The 17,297-nt window shown below is 70.6% G+C and carries 15 protein-coding genes; 12 read left to right on the forward strand and 3 right to left on the reverse strand.

Features of this window, described 5'->3' with window-relative positions:
• Positions 1–179: 179 nt before the first annotated feature.
• Both Scani_RS11685 and adh read left to right on the forward strand, forming a co-directional pair.
• Complete coding sequence (locus Scani_RS11685) at positions 180–1,502, forward strand: helix-turn-helix domain-containing protein (protein ID WP_159473423.1); 1,323 nt, start codon at positions 180–182, stop codon at positions 1,500–1,502.
• A gap of 67 nt (positions 1,503–1,569) precedes the next feature.
• A complete protein-coding gene (gene adh, locus Scani_RS11690; protein ID WP_159473426.1) occupies positions 1,570–3,093 on the forward strand; it encodes an aldehyde dehydrogenase in 1,524 nt (507 codons plus the stop codon).
• A gap of 552 nt (positions 3,094–3,645) precedes the next feature.
• On the opposite strand, the gene Scani_RS11695 is transcribed toward adh, so the two are convergent.
• From Scani_RS11695 to Scani_RS11705, 3 genes are all read right to left on the reverse strand, one after another.
• On the reverse strand, positions 3,646–4,596 hold the full coding sequence (locus Scani_RS11695; protein WP_246295704.1) for a DMT family transporter: 951 nt from the start codon (positions 4,594–4,596) through the stop codon (positions 3,646–3,648).
• A 29-nt stretch (positions 4,597–4,625) separates the two neighbouring features.
• On the reverse strand, positions 4,626–5,804 hold the full coding sequence (locus Scani_RS11700) for a pyridoxal phosphate-dependent aminotransferase (protein ID WP_159473433.1): 1,179 nt from the start codon (positions 5,802–5,804) through the stop codon (positions 4,626–4,628).
• A gap of 227 nt (positions 5,805–6,031) precedes the next feature.
• Positions 6,032–6,883 carry a MurR/RpiR family transcriptional regulator gene (locus tag Scani_RS11705; protein WP_159473437.1) on the reverse strand — a complete coding sequence of 284 codons (852 nt, stop codon included), beginning with the start codon at positions 6,881–6,883 and terminating at the stop codon, positions 6,032–6,034.
• 370 nt (positions 6,884–7,253) lie between these two features.
• On the opposite strand from Scani_RS11705, the gene Scani_RS11710 reads away from it, so the two are divergent.
• The 10 genes from Scani_RS11710 (at position 7,254) to Scani_RS11755 (ending at position 17,207) form a co-directional block, all read left to right on the forward strand.
• Positions 7,254–8,621, forward strand: coding sequence for an MFS transporter (locus Scani_RS11710; protein ID WP_159475788.1), 1,368 nt, complete (start codon positions 7,254–7,256; stop codon positions 8,619–8,621).
• A 70-nt stretch (positions 8,622–8,691) separates the two neighbouring features.
• A complete protein-coding gene (locus tag Scani_RS11715) occupies positions 8,692–9,942 on the forward strand; it encodes a metal-dependent hydrolase family protein (RefSeq protein WP_159473440.1) in 1,251 nt (416 codons plus the stop codon).
• 137 nt (positions 9,943–10,079) lie between these two features.
• Positions 10,080–10,724, forward strand: coding sequence for a class I SAM-dependent methyltransferase (locus Scani_RS11720; protein WP_246295707.1), 645 nt, complete (start codon positions 10,080–10,082; stop codon positions 10,722–10,724).
• Positions 10,725–10,793: 69 nt separating this feature from the next.
• Positions 10,794–12,035 carry a methionine adenosyltransferase gene (gene metK / locus Scani_RS11725; RefSeq protein ID WP_159473446.1) on the forward strand — a complete coding sequence of 414 codons (1,242 nt, stop codon included), beginning with the start codon at positions 10,794–10,796 and terminating at the stop codon, positions 12,033–12,035.
• Entirely contained in the window at positions 12,032–13,597 is a 1,566-nt protein-coding gene (gene mtnA / locus Scani_RS40395; protein WP_159473449.1) for an S-methyl-5-thioribose-1-phosphate isomerase, read from the forward strand. The genes metK and mtnA overlap by 4 nt, the downstream gene beginning before the upstream one ends.
• 49 nt (positions 13,598–13,646) lie before the next feature.
• Entirely contained in the window at positions 13,647–14,459 is an 813-nt protein-coding gene (locus Scani_RS11735; protein ID WP_159473452.1) for an S-methyl-5'-thioadenosine phosphorylase, read from the forward strand.
• Positions 14,460–14,518: 59 nt separating this feature from the next.
• The gene (locus tag Scani_RS11740; protein WP_159473455.1) at positions 14,519–15,115 is read left to right on the forward strand and encodes a 1,2-dihydroxy-3-keto-5-methylthiopentene dioxygenase; all 597 of its coding nucleotides are present in this window, start codon (positions 14,519–14,521) and stop codon (positions 15,113–15,115) included.
• Positions 15,112–15,867: an acireductone synthase gene (gene mtnC / locus Scani_RS11745; RefSeq protein ID WP_159473458.1), complete on the forward strand. Its 756-nt coding sequence runs from the start codon at positions 15,112–15,114 to the stop codon at positions 15,865–15,867. The genes Scani_RS11740 and mtnC overlap by 4 nt, the downstream gene beginning before the upstream one ends.
• An 8-nt stretch (positions 15,868–15,875) precedes the next feature.
• Positions 15,876–16,535, forward strand: a complete 660-nt coding sequence (gene mtnB, locus Scani_RS11750) for a methylthioribulose 1-phosphate dehydratase (RefSeq protein WP_159473461.1) — start codon at positions 15,876–15,878, stop codon at positions 16,533–16,535.
• 153 nt (positions 16,536–16,688) lie between these two features.
• Positions 16,689–17,207: a universal stress protein gene (locus tag Scani_RS11755; protein WP_159473464.1), complete on the forward strand. Its 519-nt coding sequence runs from the start codon at positions 16,689–16,691 to the stop codon at positions 17,205–17,207.
• Positions 17,208–17,297: the final 90 nt, after the last annotated feature.

Raw genomic sequence — 17,297 nt, forward strand, 5'->3', positions numbered from 1 at the left:
GGCCCCTCCGGCGGCAGCGCCCGGCACCGGCAGGACGGCCCGCTCCGGTGGCGACTGGGTGCACGGTGATTACGGTGACGCCCGTGGGTGACCCGGCGCGCCCGCGGGGTTTACGCCCCCGCCCGGTACGAGCACCATCGGCCGTACGGGGGCAGGAGCCGCATGTGAAGAGGTGACGCGTGGTCAACCCTTGGCTGGCGATGGAGACCGGGGCCGATCCGGTGGAGCGCACTCGCACGGTGCGCCGGGCCCATGCGGCCTTCCTGAGCGACGGGACCGTCGCGCCACCGGTCCGCCAGGTCGTCGCCGACTCCTGGCGCCGCTCCGCCGACGCCCGGGCGGCGGCGGACGGCGCCGCGCCCATCGACCTGGACGAGGCCGCCCTCGGCGCCTACCGGGACGGGCATCCGCTGGCCCGCGCGATGCCCGTCTTCCGGGAGCTGCTGGGCAGCTTCGCACAGGACGGGGCGCATCTGCTGGCCGTCTGCGATCCGCAGGGACGGCTGCTGTGGGTGGAGGGTCACCGCGGGGTGCGGCGCAGTGCCGAGCGGATGAACTTCGTGGTCGGTGCCCGCTGGGACGAACGGCACGCGGGCACCAATGCCCCCGGCACCGCGCTCGCCGCCGATCACGCCGTACAGATCTTCGCCGCCGAGCACTACAACCGGCAGGTGCAGCGCTGGACCTGCGCCGCCGCCCCGCTGCACGATCCGCGGACCGGGCGGCTGCTGGGCGCGGTCGACATCACCGGCGGCGACCATCTGGCGAGCCCGCACAGCCTGGCGCTCGTCCAGGCCACCGCACGTGCCGCGGAGGCCCATCTCGCCGCGGACGTACCGGAGTTGGGCGTCTGCCTGTCGGCGCTCGGCCGGGACGAGGCGCTGCTGGTGGTGGACGGACAGCGACTCCGGCTCGGCCGCCGGCACAGCGAGATCATGGTGCTGCTGGCCCGGCACCCCGACGGGCTGACGGGCGATCAGCTCTCGGTGCTGCTCTACGGCGAGCGCGAGATGCGCCCGGTGACGCTGCGGGCCGAGCTGTCCCGGCTGCGCCACCTCGTCGGCACACTGCTGCATTCGCGTCCGTACCGGCTCAGCCGGCCCGTCGAGACCGACCTGTGCGCCGTCGAGGAGGCCTTGGCGGCCGGTGAGGTGCGCGCCGCGCTGGGCGCGTACCGCGGCCCGCTGCTGCCCCTGTCGGAGGCGCCCGGCGTACAGCGGCAGCGCGGAGCGCTGGAGGACCGGCTACGGCGTACGCTGCTCGCCGTCCGCGACCCCGGCCTGCTGCGCGAGTGGTCGCGCACCCCCTGGGGCGAGGACGACCTGGAGATCTGGGAGGCCCTGGTGGACGCCCTCCCGGAGCGCTCCCCGGCCCGCAGCGCGCCGATGGCCACCGCGGACCGGCTGCGCGCGGCGTACGGCCTGACCGGCGCTTCCTCCCGTGCCGTGCACGCGCCGGCCGCCGCGCGCGTCGCAACGTTCACGCAACCTCCGCCGCCTTAGCCTGCGCACAACGCCCGTCACACGGGAGTGGCGGGCACCGCGCCGAGAGCGATTGGGAGGCCGCACCATGGCCCGTTACGCCAGCCCGGGTTCCGCCGATGCCGTCATGAGCTACCTGCCCCGCTACGACCACTGGATCGGCGGCGAGTTCGTGGCGCCGGCACTGGGCCGGTACTTCGAGAACCCGACCCCGGTCAACGGGCAGCCGTTCACCGAGGTCGCGCGGGGCACGGCCGAGGACGTCGAGCGAGCGCTGGACGCGGCGCACGCGGCCGCGCCCGGCTGGGCCCGTACGTCCGCCGCCGAACGCGCCGCCGTCCTCAACAAGATCGCCGACCGGATGGAACAGAACCTGGAGGCCCTGGCGGTCGCGGAGAGCTGGGAGAACGGCAAGCCGGTACGCGAGACCCTGGCGGCCGACCTCCCGCTCGCCATCGACCACTTCCGCTACTTCGCGGGTGCCATCCGCTCCCAGGAAGGCTCCCTGTCGGAGATCGACGAGGACACCGTCGCGTACCACTTCCACGAGCCGCTCGGCGTCGTCGCCCAGATCATCCCCTGGAACTTCCCCATCCTCATGGCGACCTGGAAGCTCGCCCCGGCGCTGGCCGCCGGCAACGCCGTCGTCCTCAAGCCGGCCGAACAGACCCCCGCGTCCGTGCACTTCTGGATGAGCCTGGTCGCGGATCTGCTGCCGCCCGGCGTGGTCAACATCGTCAACGGCTTCGGCGCCGAGGCCGGCAAGCCGCTGGCGTCCAGCCCCCGGGTCGCCAAGGTCGCGTTCACCGGCGAGACCACCACCGGCCGTCTGATCATGCAGTACGCGTCCGAGCACCTGCGGCCGGTGACGCTCGAACTCGGCGGCAAGAGCCCCAACATCTTCTTCGACGACGTCTCGTCCGCGGCGGACGACTTCCACGACAAGGCGCTGGAAGGCTTCACCATGTTCGCCCTCAACCAGGGCGAGGTGTGCACCTGCCCGTCCAGGGCACTGATCCAGCGCGGCCACTACCAGGACTTCCTGGAGGCCGGCGTGGCCCGCACGGAGAAGATCGTCCAGGGGCACCCGCTGGACACCGACACCATGATCGGCGCCCAGGCCTCCAACGACCAGCTGGAGAAGATCCTCTCCTACCTGGACATCGGCCAGAAGGAGGGCGCCCGCATCCTGACCGGCGGCTCCCGCGCCGAACTCGGCGGCGAGCTGGAGGGCGGCTACTACGTCCGCCCGACGATCTTCGAGGGCAACAACGAGATGCGGGTCTTCCAGGAGGAGATCTTCGGCCCGGTGGTCGCCGTGGCCCCGTTCAGCGACTTCGACGACGCGATCGGCATCGCCAACGACACGCTCTACGGACTCGGCGCCGGCGTCTGGACCCGCGACGGCTCCACCGCCTACCGCGCGGGCCGTGCCATCCAGGCCGGCCGGGTGTGGACCAACTGCTACCACGCCTACCCCGCACATGCGGCCTTCGGCGGCTACAAGCAGTCCGGCATCGGACGGGAGAACCACAAGATGATGCTGGATCACTATCAGCAGACGAAGAACCTTCTTGTTTCATACAGTCCGAAGAAACTCGGGTTCTTCTAGAGGTCTCAAGTCGGTTGCCCGGAGACTCCGTTCCACTCCAGGCAACCGACTGCACCTGCGCTACTCTCCGCGATCGCCTCAGCACCTCGCGCCACGATTGGCGTCTCAAGCGAATTCTCCCGGACCAGTAGCGGACCGAACGACCCCGTCGACCCCTGCCCGGACGACGCACACAAGCTAGACATCCACCGCGTCGTGCCGCTGGCCGAACCCTGGGGCTCCGGCGCTTCGACGTGGTCTGCGGCCGAGCGGAAGCGCTACGCGAACGACTCGGTGATCCGCGGTCCCTGCGGGTGGTATCGGCGGCGACAAATAGACCGAAGGGAAACCGAGACCCGGCCCAGTGTCTACCCTCGTTCTCCGGCGACCGGTGCACCTACCTCACAGACTGTGTGACGAAGAAGATGTGCTGGCAGCTCGCCGTCGTAGAGGCGGAACAGGCAGCCCCTACCCAGGAGTTGGCCGCCTGCCCGAACGCGCCCGTAAGGTCACGTTAAGGACAGATCTCCTCGCGCCGACCGAACCGTTCGGTGGCGGGCAGCTGGTCGACGGCTATGCGGACATCCCCAGCAGGAGCACCCCGGCGCCGACCAATGCGACACCGCCCCAGGCTGCTAGGCCCAGGTGTTCGCCGACCACCAGCACGCTGAGCACGGCAGCGACCACCGGCTCGACGAGGCTCAGGGACGTGGCCGTGCTGGCGGAGACCCTGGACAGGCCGATGCCGAAGAGCACATAGGCCAACGACATGGGCACCACTGCGAGGTATGCCGAGACCACCAGGCCGCTTGCTGACTGGAACAGGGGGCCGCCGGTGAGCACGAGGACCGGCAGCAGCAGCACTGCGCCGCCGCCGAAGATGAGCCCCATGACCGGGCGGGAAGCGGCTCCCTGGCGCATCAACCGGCCGGCGGCGTACGAGTAGCCGGCGTACGTGGCTCCCGCGACCAGTCCGAGTGCCGTCCCACCCGCCACCGCGGCCAGGCTCTGCGTTTGGTCGCCCGCACCGTGATGGCCGTTGACCAGAAACACGACTCCGATGGCCGACACCGCAGTGGCGGCGGCCCATCTGGCGTTGAGCCGGGAACCGTCCAGTACGCGCTCGATCAGGACCGCGAAGACGGGCGAGGATCCGATGGACACCACCGTGCCGATCGCCACGCCCGCGATGGCCATCGACGAGTAGAAGGCCAGGGGATAGATCGCGACGCAGAGCGCGCCCGCGAGGGCGGTGAGGAGAGCGCGGCGACCGGCGCGGAGCAGGGGAAGGACCGATCGGCCCGCCAGGGCGAGGAGGATCAGACCGCCGCAGCCCATGGTGACCGCACCGATGGCCAAGGGTGAGGCGGCAGTGGGGGCGAAGTGTGCGGCCGTGCCGGTGGTGCCCCACGTGAGGGCGGCGATGAGTACGGGGAGGGGGCCCCGCCGGAAGGAGCGCCGGCGTGAGGCGGGGGCGGGCAGGCTGCCGGGAAGCTCCGTGAGGCCGGCCGACGGCCCGCTCACGGGCGTCGCACTTCCTTGGGTGGTGGACATCAGCGGCCCAGGTTCCGCAGGCGCCGGACGGCCTCATCCAGGGTGCCGCGCCGCTTGCAGAAGGCGAAACGGACGAACGGTGCGCCCTCGGTGCTGTCGTAGAAGACCGAGTTGGGGATCGCGACCACACCGCTGCGTTCGGGGAGGGAACGGCAGAAAGCCGGTCCGTCCTCGCACTGGGGGACACCGGCAGCGGCGAGCGGGCGGATGTCGGCGGTGACGAAGTAGGTGCCGCGCGGCGGGAGGACGGTGAAGCCGGCTTCGCGGAGCCCGGTGACCATCAGGTCGCGCTTTCCGGCCAGTTCGTCGCGGAGCTCCTTGAAGTAGGTGTCGGGAAGCCGCAATGCCTCCGCGATGGCGTACTGGAAGGGCCCGGAGCTGACGTAGGTCAGAAACTGCTTCACGGAACGTACCTCCGCCACGAGCTCCGGCGTACCGGTCACCCAGCCGACCTTCCATCCCGTGAAGGAGAAGGTCTTCCCCGAGGAACTGATCGTCAGGGTTCGTTCGCGCATGCCGGGCAGGGTGGCGATGGGGAGGTGCTGCCGGTTGCCGTATACGAGGTGCTCGTAGACCTCATCGGAAATGACCAACAGGTCGTGCTCGCAGGCCAGTTCGGCGATGGCCGATAGCTCGTCCCGGGCGAGGACTGTGCCGGTCGGGTTGTGCGGCGTGTTGAGCAGGATCACCTTGGTGTGGCGGGTGACCGCAGCGCGCAGTTCGTCGAGGTCCAGCGTGAAGCCGTCCGCGCCCGCGTGCAGTGTCACGGGTACCCGGGTGCCGCCGGCGAGGGCGATGCAGGCCGCGTACGAGTCGTAGTACGGCTCCAGGACGAGCACTTCGTCACCGGGTTCAACCAGGGCCAGGAGGGCGGCGGCGAGGGCTTCGGTCGCTCCGGCCGTGACCAGTACCTCCGCCTCCGGGTCGTAGGACAGGCCGTACCAGTGGAACTGGTGGTGGGCGATCGACTGGCGTAACTCAGGGATTCCGGGCCCTGGGGGGTACTGGTTACCCCGGCCCTCGCGGATGGCGCACACGGCGGCCTCACGTATTTCCGGCGGCCCGTCGGTGTCGGGGAATCCCTGGCCGAGGTTGATCGCGTCGGTGGCGGCGGCGAGCGCGGACATCTCGGCGAAGATCGTGGTGTTGAAGGCGGACAGGCGGTGGTTCGGGCTCATGAACTGCCTTTCCTGCGGGCGACCGGGCCAGGGCTCCTGGTGCGGGTCCGAGGCTCACGCGATGCAATGCATGGTTCACGCGTCGGGAAGTGCAATGCATGTTGCCATTCGCGCTCACGCCTGACAACCAGCGTCCCGGGGCGCGAGGCGGGTGGGCGGGCCGGTCGCCCCGGGGGACGGCCGGCCCGCCTCGCACGCACCCCGCACCGCGGCGGGAAGGCGGAGCGCTAGCTCTCGTGCTGCAGGTCCATTTCCTGCCAGATCTTCCCCATGTTGGTGAGGGCGGCGGACACCGTCGCACCGCCCCGCCGCTCCAGCTCCGCGACGACCGCGTTGGCCGCACAGACACCGGCCACTATCGAGGGGAACCAACTGCCGCTCTCCGACGGCACCGTGAGCATGTGGGTGGCGATCTCAGCCAGTGGCGAGGTGGAGCTGTCGGTGATGACGCACACGGTGGCGCCGCGGCTGCCGGCGACCCGCGCCGCCCGTAGCACCTCTTTGTGCAGCCGCCAGAAAGAGACGACGACCAGACAGCTGCGGGGCGACATCCGGCCAAGTTCATTGGCGAGATGGACGCCACCCTGGCTCTCCATGACCACCGGGTAGCCCATCACGGCGGACAGATGGGCCAGCGGCGCGCCGACGCCCGCATAGCTCCCGACCGCGACGACTACGGTCCGGTCGGCGCCCGCGATGGCCGCCGCGAACGCCTCGACCGCCGTCGGATCCAGGCTTCGCGCCAGCAGGGTGAGGCTGGCGATGTCCTGTCGCAGGGCCCGCGCAGAGGCCCGCTCCGAGCGGTCGGCCCGTTCGGCCAGGATCTCCAGCGCGGTCAAGGACGCCAGGTACCGCGACCGCACTTCGGCGCGGAGGCTCAGCCAACCGTCGAAGCCCAGCGATTGGGCGGCCCGGACCACGGTCGCGGTGTTCACCCCCGCCCGCTCGGCGACCTCGGCCGCCGATGCGTAGGACGCCAGGCGCGGCTGACCGGCGATCACGTCCAGCACCGTCGCGATCTTCGGTGAAGCGGTGTGCCCCTTCCGCAACTCAGCGAGCCATTCACGGACTTGTGACATGTCTGCTTCCTCTCTCCGTTCGGCCCGGAGCCCACGCGACACGGACTCGGCGTGAGCGCAGTCCCGACAAGGGCATGGACGCCGTCCCCAGGAGCCCGCTCGGGCGGCGACCATCGCCCCTCCGATGCAACGTCCCTTGCATGGAAGTCGCTCGTGCACTATATGTTGTTCGGCATGCCAGCATGACCCATGTCCGATCCGGCTCACCGGAAGCCCCAACTCCGTTGTCCGACATGCCATTTCGTCGGCCGGGAGCGACAGCTCCGCCGGTGTCACGGACTCTCAGTTCGAGAAAGGGCCTGTCATTTCTGATGTGATCGCTCGACTTGAGCGCATCCCCCTCTGTCGCGCACATTACCGATTACTGGTGATGGGTGGACTGGGACTGACATTCGACGGGCTCGACGTGGCGTCACTCGCCTTCCTCCTGCCCAGTGCGAGTGCGGAGTGGCACCTCAGTTCCGCCCAGACCGGCCTGCTGGGCAGTTCAACCCTGATGGGCTACCTGGTGGGGGCCCTGCTGGCCGGAATCGTCGGTGACCGGGTGGGCCGTCGCCGGGTCATGATGTGGGCGCTGACCCTGTACTGCACCGCAACCCTCCTCGCCGCATTCGCCCCGAACTGGGAATTCTTCTTCGCCGCCCGGGTGCTCGCCGGAGTGGGCACCGGATCCGAATCCGTGATCATTCCGTCGTTCCTCTCGGAATTCGCTCCGGGCAGGTTGCGCGGACGGTTCGTGGGCGGACTCGCGGGTTTCTTCTCGTTCGGCTACGTCATGGCCGCCCTGCTGGGGCGCTTCGTCGTGCCGGCCTCCGCCGACGGCTGGCGGATCGTACAGGTCATCTGCACATTGCCGGTGCTGATGCTGCTGTGGTGGCGTCGTTCCGTCCCCGAGTCGCCGCGCTTCCTGGTCGCCGTCGGCCGCGAGGACGAGGCCCGCAGGGTGGTCGACGAACTGGAGGCACAGGCGGTGTCCGCGCTAGGCCGCGAACTGCCGCCCGTCCCGCCGAGCGCCCCCGCGCCCGTCCCGCCGCGCACGCCCCCACCCACCGTGTTGCAGGGGCTGGCGGCCCTGTGGCGGGGTGGACTCGCCCGCCGGACAGCTCCCTTGTGGCTGCTGTGGCTGGTCAACACCTTTGCCTTCTACGGGTTCTTCACGTTCGTGCCGACCCTGCTGGCGGAGGGCGGGCTGACGATCACCAAGAGCTTCAGCTACTCGATCGTCATCTACCTGGCACAGATACCGGGTTACTACGTGGCCGCGCTGCTCAACGACGTGATGGACCGCAAGTGGACGATCGGAGTGTGCCTGGGCGGCGGGGCCGTCTCCGCCGCTCTGCTGTCCTCGTCCGGAATCTCCGCCCAGGTCATGGTCTACGGGGCCATGCTGTCGTTCTTCATGAACGGGGTGTACGCCTCCATCTACGCCTACACCCCCGAGGTGTACCCGACGGTGATCCGCGCACAGGGAGTGGGCGCGGCCTCGGCCTTCGGACGGGTGGGGGGCATCGCGGCTCCCCTCATCATCGGGTCCGCCTACCCCACGCTGGGCTTCACCGGCGTCTTCGTGATGACCGCCGCCGCCCTGCTCGTCGGGGCTCTGGCGATCCTCGCCTTCGGTGTCTCGACCAAGGGGCGGACCCTGGAAGACATCGCCCTGCCGTCGGCCGCGCCGCCCGGTCCCGCACCGGACACGGCCGCGCATTTCACGCCGGCCGACGCGCCCCGCTCCCCCTGACGCCACAAGGCACCCCCTTCACCTTCCCCTGAATCCTGTGACTTCCCATGACTCCATGTGAGGAGGGACGATGCCCGTGCAGAGCACGCCCCGCACCTGGCTGTTGACCAACGCCACCGTACTCGACCCCGAGTCCGGCGACCTGACCCCCGACCGACGCATCCTCGTCGTGGACGGCACCATCGCCGAGGTGGGGGGCAAGGAAACCACCCACCGCGAGGCCCCCGTCGTCGATCTGCGCGGCAGCGTCGTGCTGCCCGGACTGATCGACGCCCATGTACACGTCGCGGCGGCCGAGGGGGACCTCGCGGCGCTGCCGGGGCTCTCCCCGTCGTACGCGGCGCTGCACGCGGCCCGTGCCCTGGAAACCATGCTGTACCGGGGCTTCACCACCGTGCGCGACTGCGGGGGTGCCGACTTCGGCATCGCGCAGGCACAGCATGCGGGGCTGCTCACCGGATCCCAGCTGCGGTTCGGCGGCAAGGCGCTGTCCCAGACCGGCGGTCACGGCGACGTCCGGCACCGGGGCGACGACTCCCCCGATCCGGGCTACTGCTGCCCCGGCTTCGGCCGGGTTTGCGACGGCGTCAGCCAGTGCCGGGCCGCGGCTCGTGACGAGCTCCGCAAGGGGGCCGACCACCTGAAGATAGTCATCAGCGGCGGCGTCACCTCACCCACTGACCGCATCGACAGCACGCAGTTCTCCATCGAGGAGATCACCGCGGTCGTCGAGGAGGCCACCGCCGCCAACCGGTACGTCGCCGCGCACGCCTACACACCGCGCGCCATCGAACGCGGACTGCGCTGCGGCGTCCGGTCGATCGAGCACGGGAACTTCCTCGACGACGCCACCTCGCGGCTCTTCAACGAGACCGGTAGCTACCTCGTGCCGACGCTGGTGACGTACTCGGCGCTGGCCGATGTGGAACGCGCCAAGTCCGGGCCGGGCAACCGGAACGGCAAGGTCTTCGAGGTGCTGGACGCCTCGCTCCAGGGGCTGGAGACCGCGTACCGCAACGGGGTGCAGATCGCCTTCGGGACCGACCTCCTCGGCGCGATGCAGCGCCACCAGCTCACCGAGTTCCGGCTGCGCGCGGAGGTGGTGAAGCCCCTCGACATCATCCGCTCCGCCACCTCCGTCGCGGCGCGGCTGCTGCGGGCCGAGGACACCCTCGGCCGGGTGGCCCCCGGAGCCCGTGCAGACCTCCTCGCTGTGGACGGCAACCCAGTGGAGGACATCGGGATCCTGACCGCCCCCGAGCAGCACCACCGACTGCTGATGCTCTGCGGAGCGCTTGTCAAGCGTCCCTCGTGGACGTAGCGGTTCCCACGCCTGTCAAGAAGAACCAGCTCATGCCAAGGGAGAACAGATTGCGTACCGGCGAACTTCGCACCCAACCTGCAGGCGAGACAGCGAGCAGCGAGGAGTTCTACAGCGCAAGAGGAGCCGCCGCGATCATGCGGGCGGCCCACTTCCCCGACGAAGTCCTGTTCTTCCTGCAGATGGAGAGCCTGGTCACGCTCGGCGCCGCCGCCCGGTACGGCTGTGATGCCCTGGTGGAGTTCGGCTGTTACGACGGCCGGGCGCTGGAGGTCGCCCGCGCCGCGGGCGTCGGCTACTTAGGGGTCGACGTCAACGGGCGCGCCATCGCCGCTCTGCGGCGGCGGATCAACGACGAAGCCCTGGAGGGGAAGGCCGAAACCCTGATCGGCAACGTCCTCAAGCCGGAGACCTGGTCGCACCAGCTGTCGGGCCCCCATCCCCTCTACCTCCTGCCGTTCAACCTGATCGGCAACTTCCCGGAGCCTGAGCAGGTGCTGCACAGTGTGCGGTCGGTGGGTGGTACGGCGGTGATCTCCGTGTTCAACGAAGCCCCCTGGACCACCGAGGTGCGCCGGGAGTACTACGCGGCCTGCGGTATCGAGATGCTGGAGCAGGACGAGGGTTCGCACGGCGGGGTGCTGTTCCGCGGCGCCGACGGGTTCCGGTCCCAGTCCTTCAGCACCGACGGCATGTCCGCGCTCCTGCGGGCCTGTGGGGCCCGGGTACTGGAGGAGACGGCCAACCGGTACGGGCGTTGCCTCACCGTGCGCTTCCCGTGAACACGCCTGCCGCTTTCCCCTGCGCCGGTTCGCTCAGCGTCTTCCCGTTGTCACGCTTTTGGAGAACCCATGACTCGCCGTCTGTTCACGTCGGAATCGGTGACCGAAGGTCACCCGGACAAGATCGCTGACCAGATCAGCGACACCGTGCTGGACGCACTGCTGAAGGAGGACCCGGCCTCCCGGGTCGCGGTGGAGACGCTGATCACCACCGGCATGGTGCACGTGGCCGGGGAGGTCTCCACCACGGCGTACGCCGACATCGCGGCGTTGGTGCGCGAGAAGGTCCTGGAGATCGGTTACGACAGCTCCGCGAAGGGCTTCGACGGCGCGTCCTGCGGCATCTCGGTGTCCCTCGGCGCCCAGTCCACGGACATCGCCCAAGGGGTTGACTCCTCGTACGAGGTCCGGGGCGCGGCGTCGGCCGCGGGCGTCGGGAACGATGCACTGGACCAGCAGGGAGCGGGCGACCAGGGCCTGATGTTCGGCTACGCCTGTGACGAGACGCCGGAACTCATGCCGCTGCCCATCACGTTGGCGCACCGGCTGTCCCGCCGGCTGGCGCAGGTGCGCAAGGACGGGACGCTGCCCTACCTGCGACCGGACGGCAAGACGCAGGTCACCATCGAGTACGACGGTGACCGGCCGGTGCGGCTGGACACCGTCGTCGTCTCCTCCCAGCACGCGCCGGAGGTGGGCCAGGACGCCCTCGCCGAGGACGTGCTCCTGTCGGTCGTCCGGCCCGAGCTGACCACTCTGCGGGACCAAGGCGTCGAGTGGGACACCGAGGGCCACCGGCTGCTCGTCAATCCCACCGGGAGGTTCGAGATCGGCGGTCCCATGGGAGACGCCGGACTGACCGGCCGGAAGATCATCATCGATACCTATGGCGGAATGGCCCGGCACGGCGGCGGTGCCTTCTCCGGCAAGGACCCGTCCAAGGTGGACCGCAGCGCCGCGTACGCGATGCGCTGGGTCGCCAAGAACGTAGTGGCCGCGGGGCTTGCGACGCGCTGTGAGGTCCAGGTCGCCTACGCCATCGGGAAGGCCGAGCCGGTCGGGCTGTTCGTCGAGACCTTCGGCACCGAGAAGTTCGGCGCGGACCGGATCGCGCGAGCCGTCGGCGAGGTCTTCGACCTGCGGCCGGCCGCCATCATCCGGGACCTGGACCTGCTGCGTCCGATCTACGCGCAGACCGCCGCGTACGGCCATTTCGGCCGCGACCTGCCGGACTTCACCTGGGAGCGCACCGACCGCGTCGAGGCACTGCGGCGGGCCGTAGGGGCCCAGGCCGGGGAGGGGAACGCGTGAAGACCTCACTGCACTGGGACGGCGAGGCGATCGTCGCCGTCGATCAGCGCGTACTGCCGCGCGAGTACCGTCTGTTGCGCATCACGTCGGTAGCCGAACTCATCGGCGCCATCCAGTCCCTGGCCATCCGGGGAGCGCCGGCGATCGGCCTCGCCGGTGCGCTGGGCGTGGCCTTATCCGCGCACCTTCACCGAGCTGCGGGTGAGACCGGCGCGGCAGCGGTGGAGGCCGACGCGGCGCGCCTGGCGCAGGCGCGCCCGACGGCGGTGAACCTCGCGTGGGGCGTCCGGCGGGCCCTCGGCCGGCTCGCCGAGGGGCCCGAGGCCGTACTGGCCGAGGCGACGGCGATGTTGGCGGAGGATGCCGCGGTCAACGGCGCGGCGGCCCGGCGGGCGGCGGATCTGGTGCGGTCGCTCACCCCCGACCGCCCGTTGCGCCTGCTCACCCACTGCAACACCGGCCGGCTCGCCACCGCCGCCGTGGGAACGGCACTCGGCACCATCCTCGAACTGGCCGAACGCGGCTGTGTGGCGGAGGTCCTGGTCGACGAGACCCGTCCGCTACTCCAAGGGGCCCGGCTGACGGCCTGGGAGCTGGGCGAGGCCGCGGTCCCCTACCGGATATGCGTCGATTCCGCCGCGGCGGCCGCCATGGCCCAGGGGCTGGTGGACTGCGTCCTGGTGGGGGCGGACCGGATCGCGGACAACGGCGACACGGCGAACAAGATCGGCACCTATACCCTCGCCGTCGCCGCCGCGCACCACGGCATTCCCTTCCTCGTCGTCGCGCCCGAGTCGACCTGGGACCGCACGCTGCCCGACGGATCCGGGATCGTCATCGAGGAACGCGATCCCGCGGAGGTCACCCACTACGCGGGGACGGCCGCGGCGCCCGTCGACGCGGGCGTCTACAACCCGGCGTTCGACGTCACTCCCGCCCGTCTGATCACAGCGATCGTGTCGGAGCGGCGGACGGTGTCCGGCGGACGTGCGGCGGAACGCGGCACGTCGGCCGACACCGTGGTCGACGCGTCGCCGTCAGACCGGATCGCGGCCCTGCTGACCTCGTTCCCGGACTGCCCGGAGCCGGGGGTCGTCTTCCGCGACCTCGCCGGGGTGTATGCCGAGCCGGGGCTGCTGGCCCAGCTCGCCGGTCACGTCACGCGGCACCTCGGCGCCGGCTTCGACCGGATCCTCGCGGTGGAGTCCCGTGGGTTCGTGCTCGGCTCGGCGCTGGCCGTCCTCGCGGGCGTCCCGCTCACGCTGGCCCGTAAGCCGGGGAAGCTGCCCGGCCCGGTGTATGAGGCCGCCTACGACCTGGAGTACGGCTCCGACCGGCTGGAGCTGCAGAAGGGGGCGATCGCGCCCGGCGAGCGGGTGCTGTGCGTCGATGACGTGCTGGCCACCGGGGGCACCCTGTCCGCCGCGGCTGCCCTGGTGGAGGCCGGCGGTGCGGAAGTCGCGGGGCTGGCCGTGGTCGTGGCGCTGGCCGGGCTCGGCGGTCGCGAGCGGCTCTCCGGACACCCGCTGCTCGCGCTCCACGAAGTAACCGACGCGAAGTGACCGACGCACCACACGGACCCATTGACGCAAACGACGACAAGGAACAGGCATGACGGGCCAGACACAGCAGGCCGAGATCGGCGTCATCGGAGGCAGCGGCTTCTACGAGCTGCTCACCGATGCCCGGCACGTGGACGTCGACACGCCCTACGGCGCCCCGTCGCACGCCCCGGCGACGGGCGTCGTCGGCGGCCGGAGGGTCGCCTTCCTGCCCCGGCACGGTGCGGGACACCGCTTCCCACCGCACATGATCAACTACCGGGCGAACCTGTGGGCGCTGCGTTCCCTGGGAGTGCGCCAGGTTCTGGCCCCCTGCGCGGTCGGCTCCCTCCGCCCGGACCTCGGTCCGGGCCGCATCGTGCTGCCTGACCAGGTCGTGGACCGCACCAGCGGACGGGTGCAGACGTACTACGACACGGGGGCGGTGCACGTGCCGTTCGCGGACCCGTACTGCCAGGAGGGCCGGCAATCGGTGCTCAAGGCGGCCTCCTCCGCCGGGACCGAGGCGCACGACGGCGGAACGATGGTGGTGGTGGAGGGCCCACGGTTCTCGTCCCGTGCCGAGTCGCAGTGGTACGCCCGGGCGGGCTGGTCGCTGGTCAACATGACTGGTCAGCCGGAGGCAGCACTGGCCCGCGAAATCGGGCTCTGCTATACCGCCGTGGCGCTGGTGACCGATCACGACGCGGGCATCGAGTCGGGTGAGGGTGTCGACCAGGAGAGTGTCTTCGAGGTGTTCCAGGAGAACATCGAGCGCTTGCGGTCCGTCATTCTCGGGGCGGTCGAGCTGCTCCCTGAGCAGCGCACCTGCCGATGCGCCACGGCCCTGGACGGGCTGCCGCTGCCTTTCGAACTCCCCTGACCCGCACCCCACTTGCACCGGATGCCGCCCTCCGCTCACTGCCTTTCGCTGGAGTCCTCATGACGCTGCTGACCACCTGGCCGGAGTCCGGCCCGCAGACCGTCGTCCGCCGTACCGCCGACCCCGCCGAGATCGCCGCCGCCCTCGCCCCACTCGGGGTGCGCTACGAGCAGTGGCCGGTCCGTGCCGACGTTCCGGCGGACGCCGGCGGTGACACCGTCTTGACCGCCTACCGCACGGAGATCGACCGGCTGAACTCAGAGGAGGGCTTCTCCAGCGTCGACGTCGTCGCCCTGCACCCCGGTGACGCCCCGGACTGGCCGCAGCGGGCCCGTGCCGCCCGGGAGAAGTTCCTCACCGAGCACACCCACGATGACGACGACGAAGTGCGCTTCTTCGTCTCGGGGGCGGGCATCTTCTATCTGCACGTGGCGGGCGAAGTGCACGCCGTGTATTGCGAGAAGGGCGATCTGCTGGGCGTCCCCAAGGGGACGACGCACTGGTTCGACATGGGCACCGAACCGTCCTTCACCGCGATCCGCTTCTTCCACGAGGAGGACGGCTGGATCGGCAACTTCACCGGCTCCGGCATCGCCTCCCGCTTCCCCGGCTTCGACGACATCCACGCCGGCCATGTCCAGGCGCAGACCGCATGAGCGTCGAGTTCGAAGCCGACGCCGTGGTGCTGGACATCGAGGGCACCACGAGCGCCACCGGATTCGTGACGGAGGTGCTGTACCCGTACTCGCGGGAGCGGTTGGGCCGGCTGCTCGTCGAGCGGGGCGACGAGTCGGACGTGCGCCGTGCGACGGACCAGGTGCGCGAACTGCTCGGTGAACCGGAGGCGGACGCGGCGCGCGTCGAGCAGGCGCTGACGGGCTGGTTGGACGAGGACCGCAAGGCCACACCGCTCAAGACCCTGCAAGGCATCCTGTGGTCGGAGGGTTTCGCCCGTGGCGAGTTGGTCTCGCACTTCTATGACGACGTGGTGCCGGTCCTCCGCCGCTGGCGGGCCGCGGGTCTGCGCCAGTACGTGTACTCGTCGGGTTCGGTGGCGGCCCAGCGCGCCTGGTTCGCGCACAGCCCGAACGGAGACCTGCTCCCGCTGATGGACGGGTTCTTCGACACCGAGAACGCCGGTCCCAAGCAGTCCGCCGACGCGTACCGGACGATCACCGCGGCGATCGCGATCCGGCCCGGCCGGACCCTGTTCCTGTCCGACCGGCCGGCCGAACTGGACGCCGCCCGTACCGCGGGCTGGTACACGGCCGGCGTCCGGCGGCCGGGGGAGCCCTACTACGACCACGGCACCGGTGGCCATCCCGAAGTCCGGTCGTTCGACCACATCACGGTCGGCAGCTCAGTCGGCCAGGCCCGGCCGCTGCCGGAAACGTCCCGAGGAAGGTGAAGAGCGCAGTGACCGCAAAACGAGCCGGAACCCCCCACAATCTCAGCCTGGAGCAGGCCGGAGCCGTGCTCGCCGAAGAGGCCGCCCGCTTCGCGTCGTTCGGCTGGATGCGCGGGACGTCGGGCAACCTGTCCCTCGTCGTCGACCGCGAGCCGATGCGCCTCGCGGTCACCGCCAGCGGCCTGGACAAGGGCGAACTGACCGCTGCGGACGTGGTGCTGGTGGACCAAGCCGGCGCCGCGGTCGGCGCTGGTCGGCCCTCCGCCGAAGCCGCGTTACATGCCCGGGTGGCTCGGGTCACCGGTGCCGGTGCCATCGTCCACGTCCACACCCTGGCCTCGGTCGCCGTTGGGCGGCTGCGGCCCGGGGGGATCGTCTTCCGCAACCTGGAGATGCTGAAGGGCATCGGCCGCTCGGCGCACGACGAGGAGGTCGTCCTCCCGGTCATCGAGAACAGCCAGGACATGACTGTGCTCGGCGACCGGTGGGAGGCCGCCCACGACCCCGGCGTGCCGGCCGTCCTCGTCGCGGGGCACGGGTTGTACGTGTGGGGTGCCGACGCCCGCGCGGCACGTCACCACACGGAAACCGTGGAGTGGCTGCTGGAACTCGAACTGACCGGGTACCAGGGCGCTGCTCCGCATCCGGGAAGCACTGCGGCGCGGTGACCGCCGCCGGTCCGGCGCCGGTTCCGCAGCGGCCGCCCGTTGCCGTCGTACCGGAGCGGGTTTCACCAGGGCGGGCTCCACTGGAGAGGTGCGGCCGGAGAGGGCTCCACCGGAGAGTTTTGCGCGAAAGGCTTCCGCGAGGAGGACGAGATCGTGGCATGGACAACCGGTACCCGGCGGTTCGTGGTCGGGGTGAGCGGTTCGCTGGGCAGTCTCGCGGCGCTCCACCGCGCGGTGGGCGAGGTCCGGCACGGCGGCGCCGAACTGCTGGTGGTCCTGGCTTGGGAAGCACCCGGTGGCGCCCCTGCCTGCCATCGCGCGCCCTGCCCGCCGCTCCTCGCCGCCGTCCACCGGAGGGCGGAGGAACGGCTCCGCGCCGCCTTGGACGCGGCCTTCGTGGGCGACCTGGTCCCGTACCGCGCCACAACGGTGCGGGGCCCGGCGGGCGAGGTACTGGTGGCCGCCGCCGACCATCCGGGTGACGTCCTGGTGGTCGGCGTGGCCCGGGGCGGACGCTGGCGCCGGTTGGTGTGGCCGTCGGTGGCGCGCTACTGCGTGTCCCACGCCACCTGCCCGGTGTTGACCGTGCCGCCCTCGCCGCTCCAACACGACCTCTCGGTGCTGCGCCGCCGCATCGCCATGCGACTTCCCCTTCCGCGAATCGGCCGCTGACACCGGTCAGCCATCCGAACAGGCCGCGCGAAATGGCCCATGACAAGCATCACATCACTGAATGCGATATCGCTGTTACAGTCGCATGCC

Source organism: Streptomyces caniferus, from assembly GCF_009811555.1.
Lineage (GTDB): Bacteria > Actinomycetota > Actinomycetes > Streptomycetales > Streptomycetaceae > Streptomyces > Streptomyces caniferus.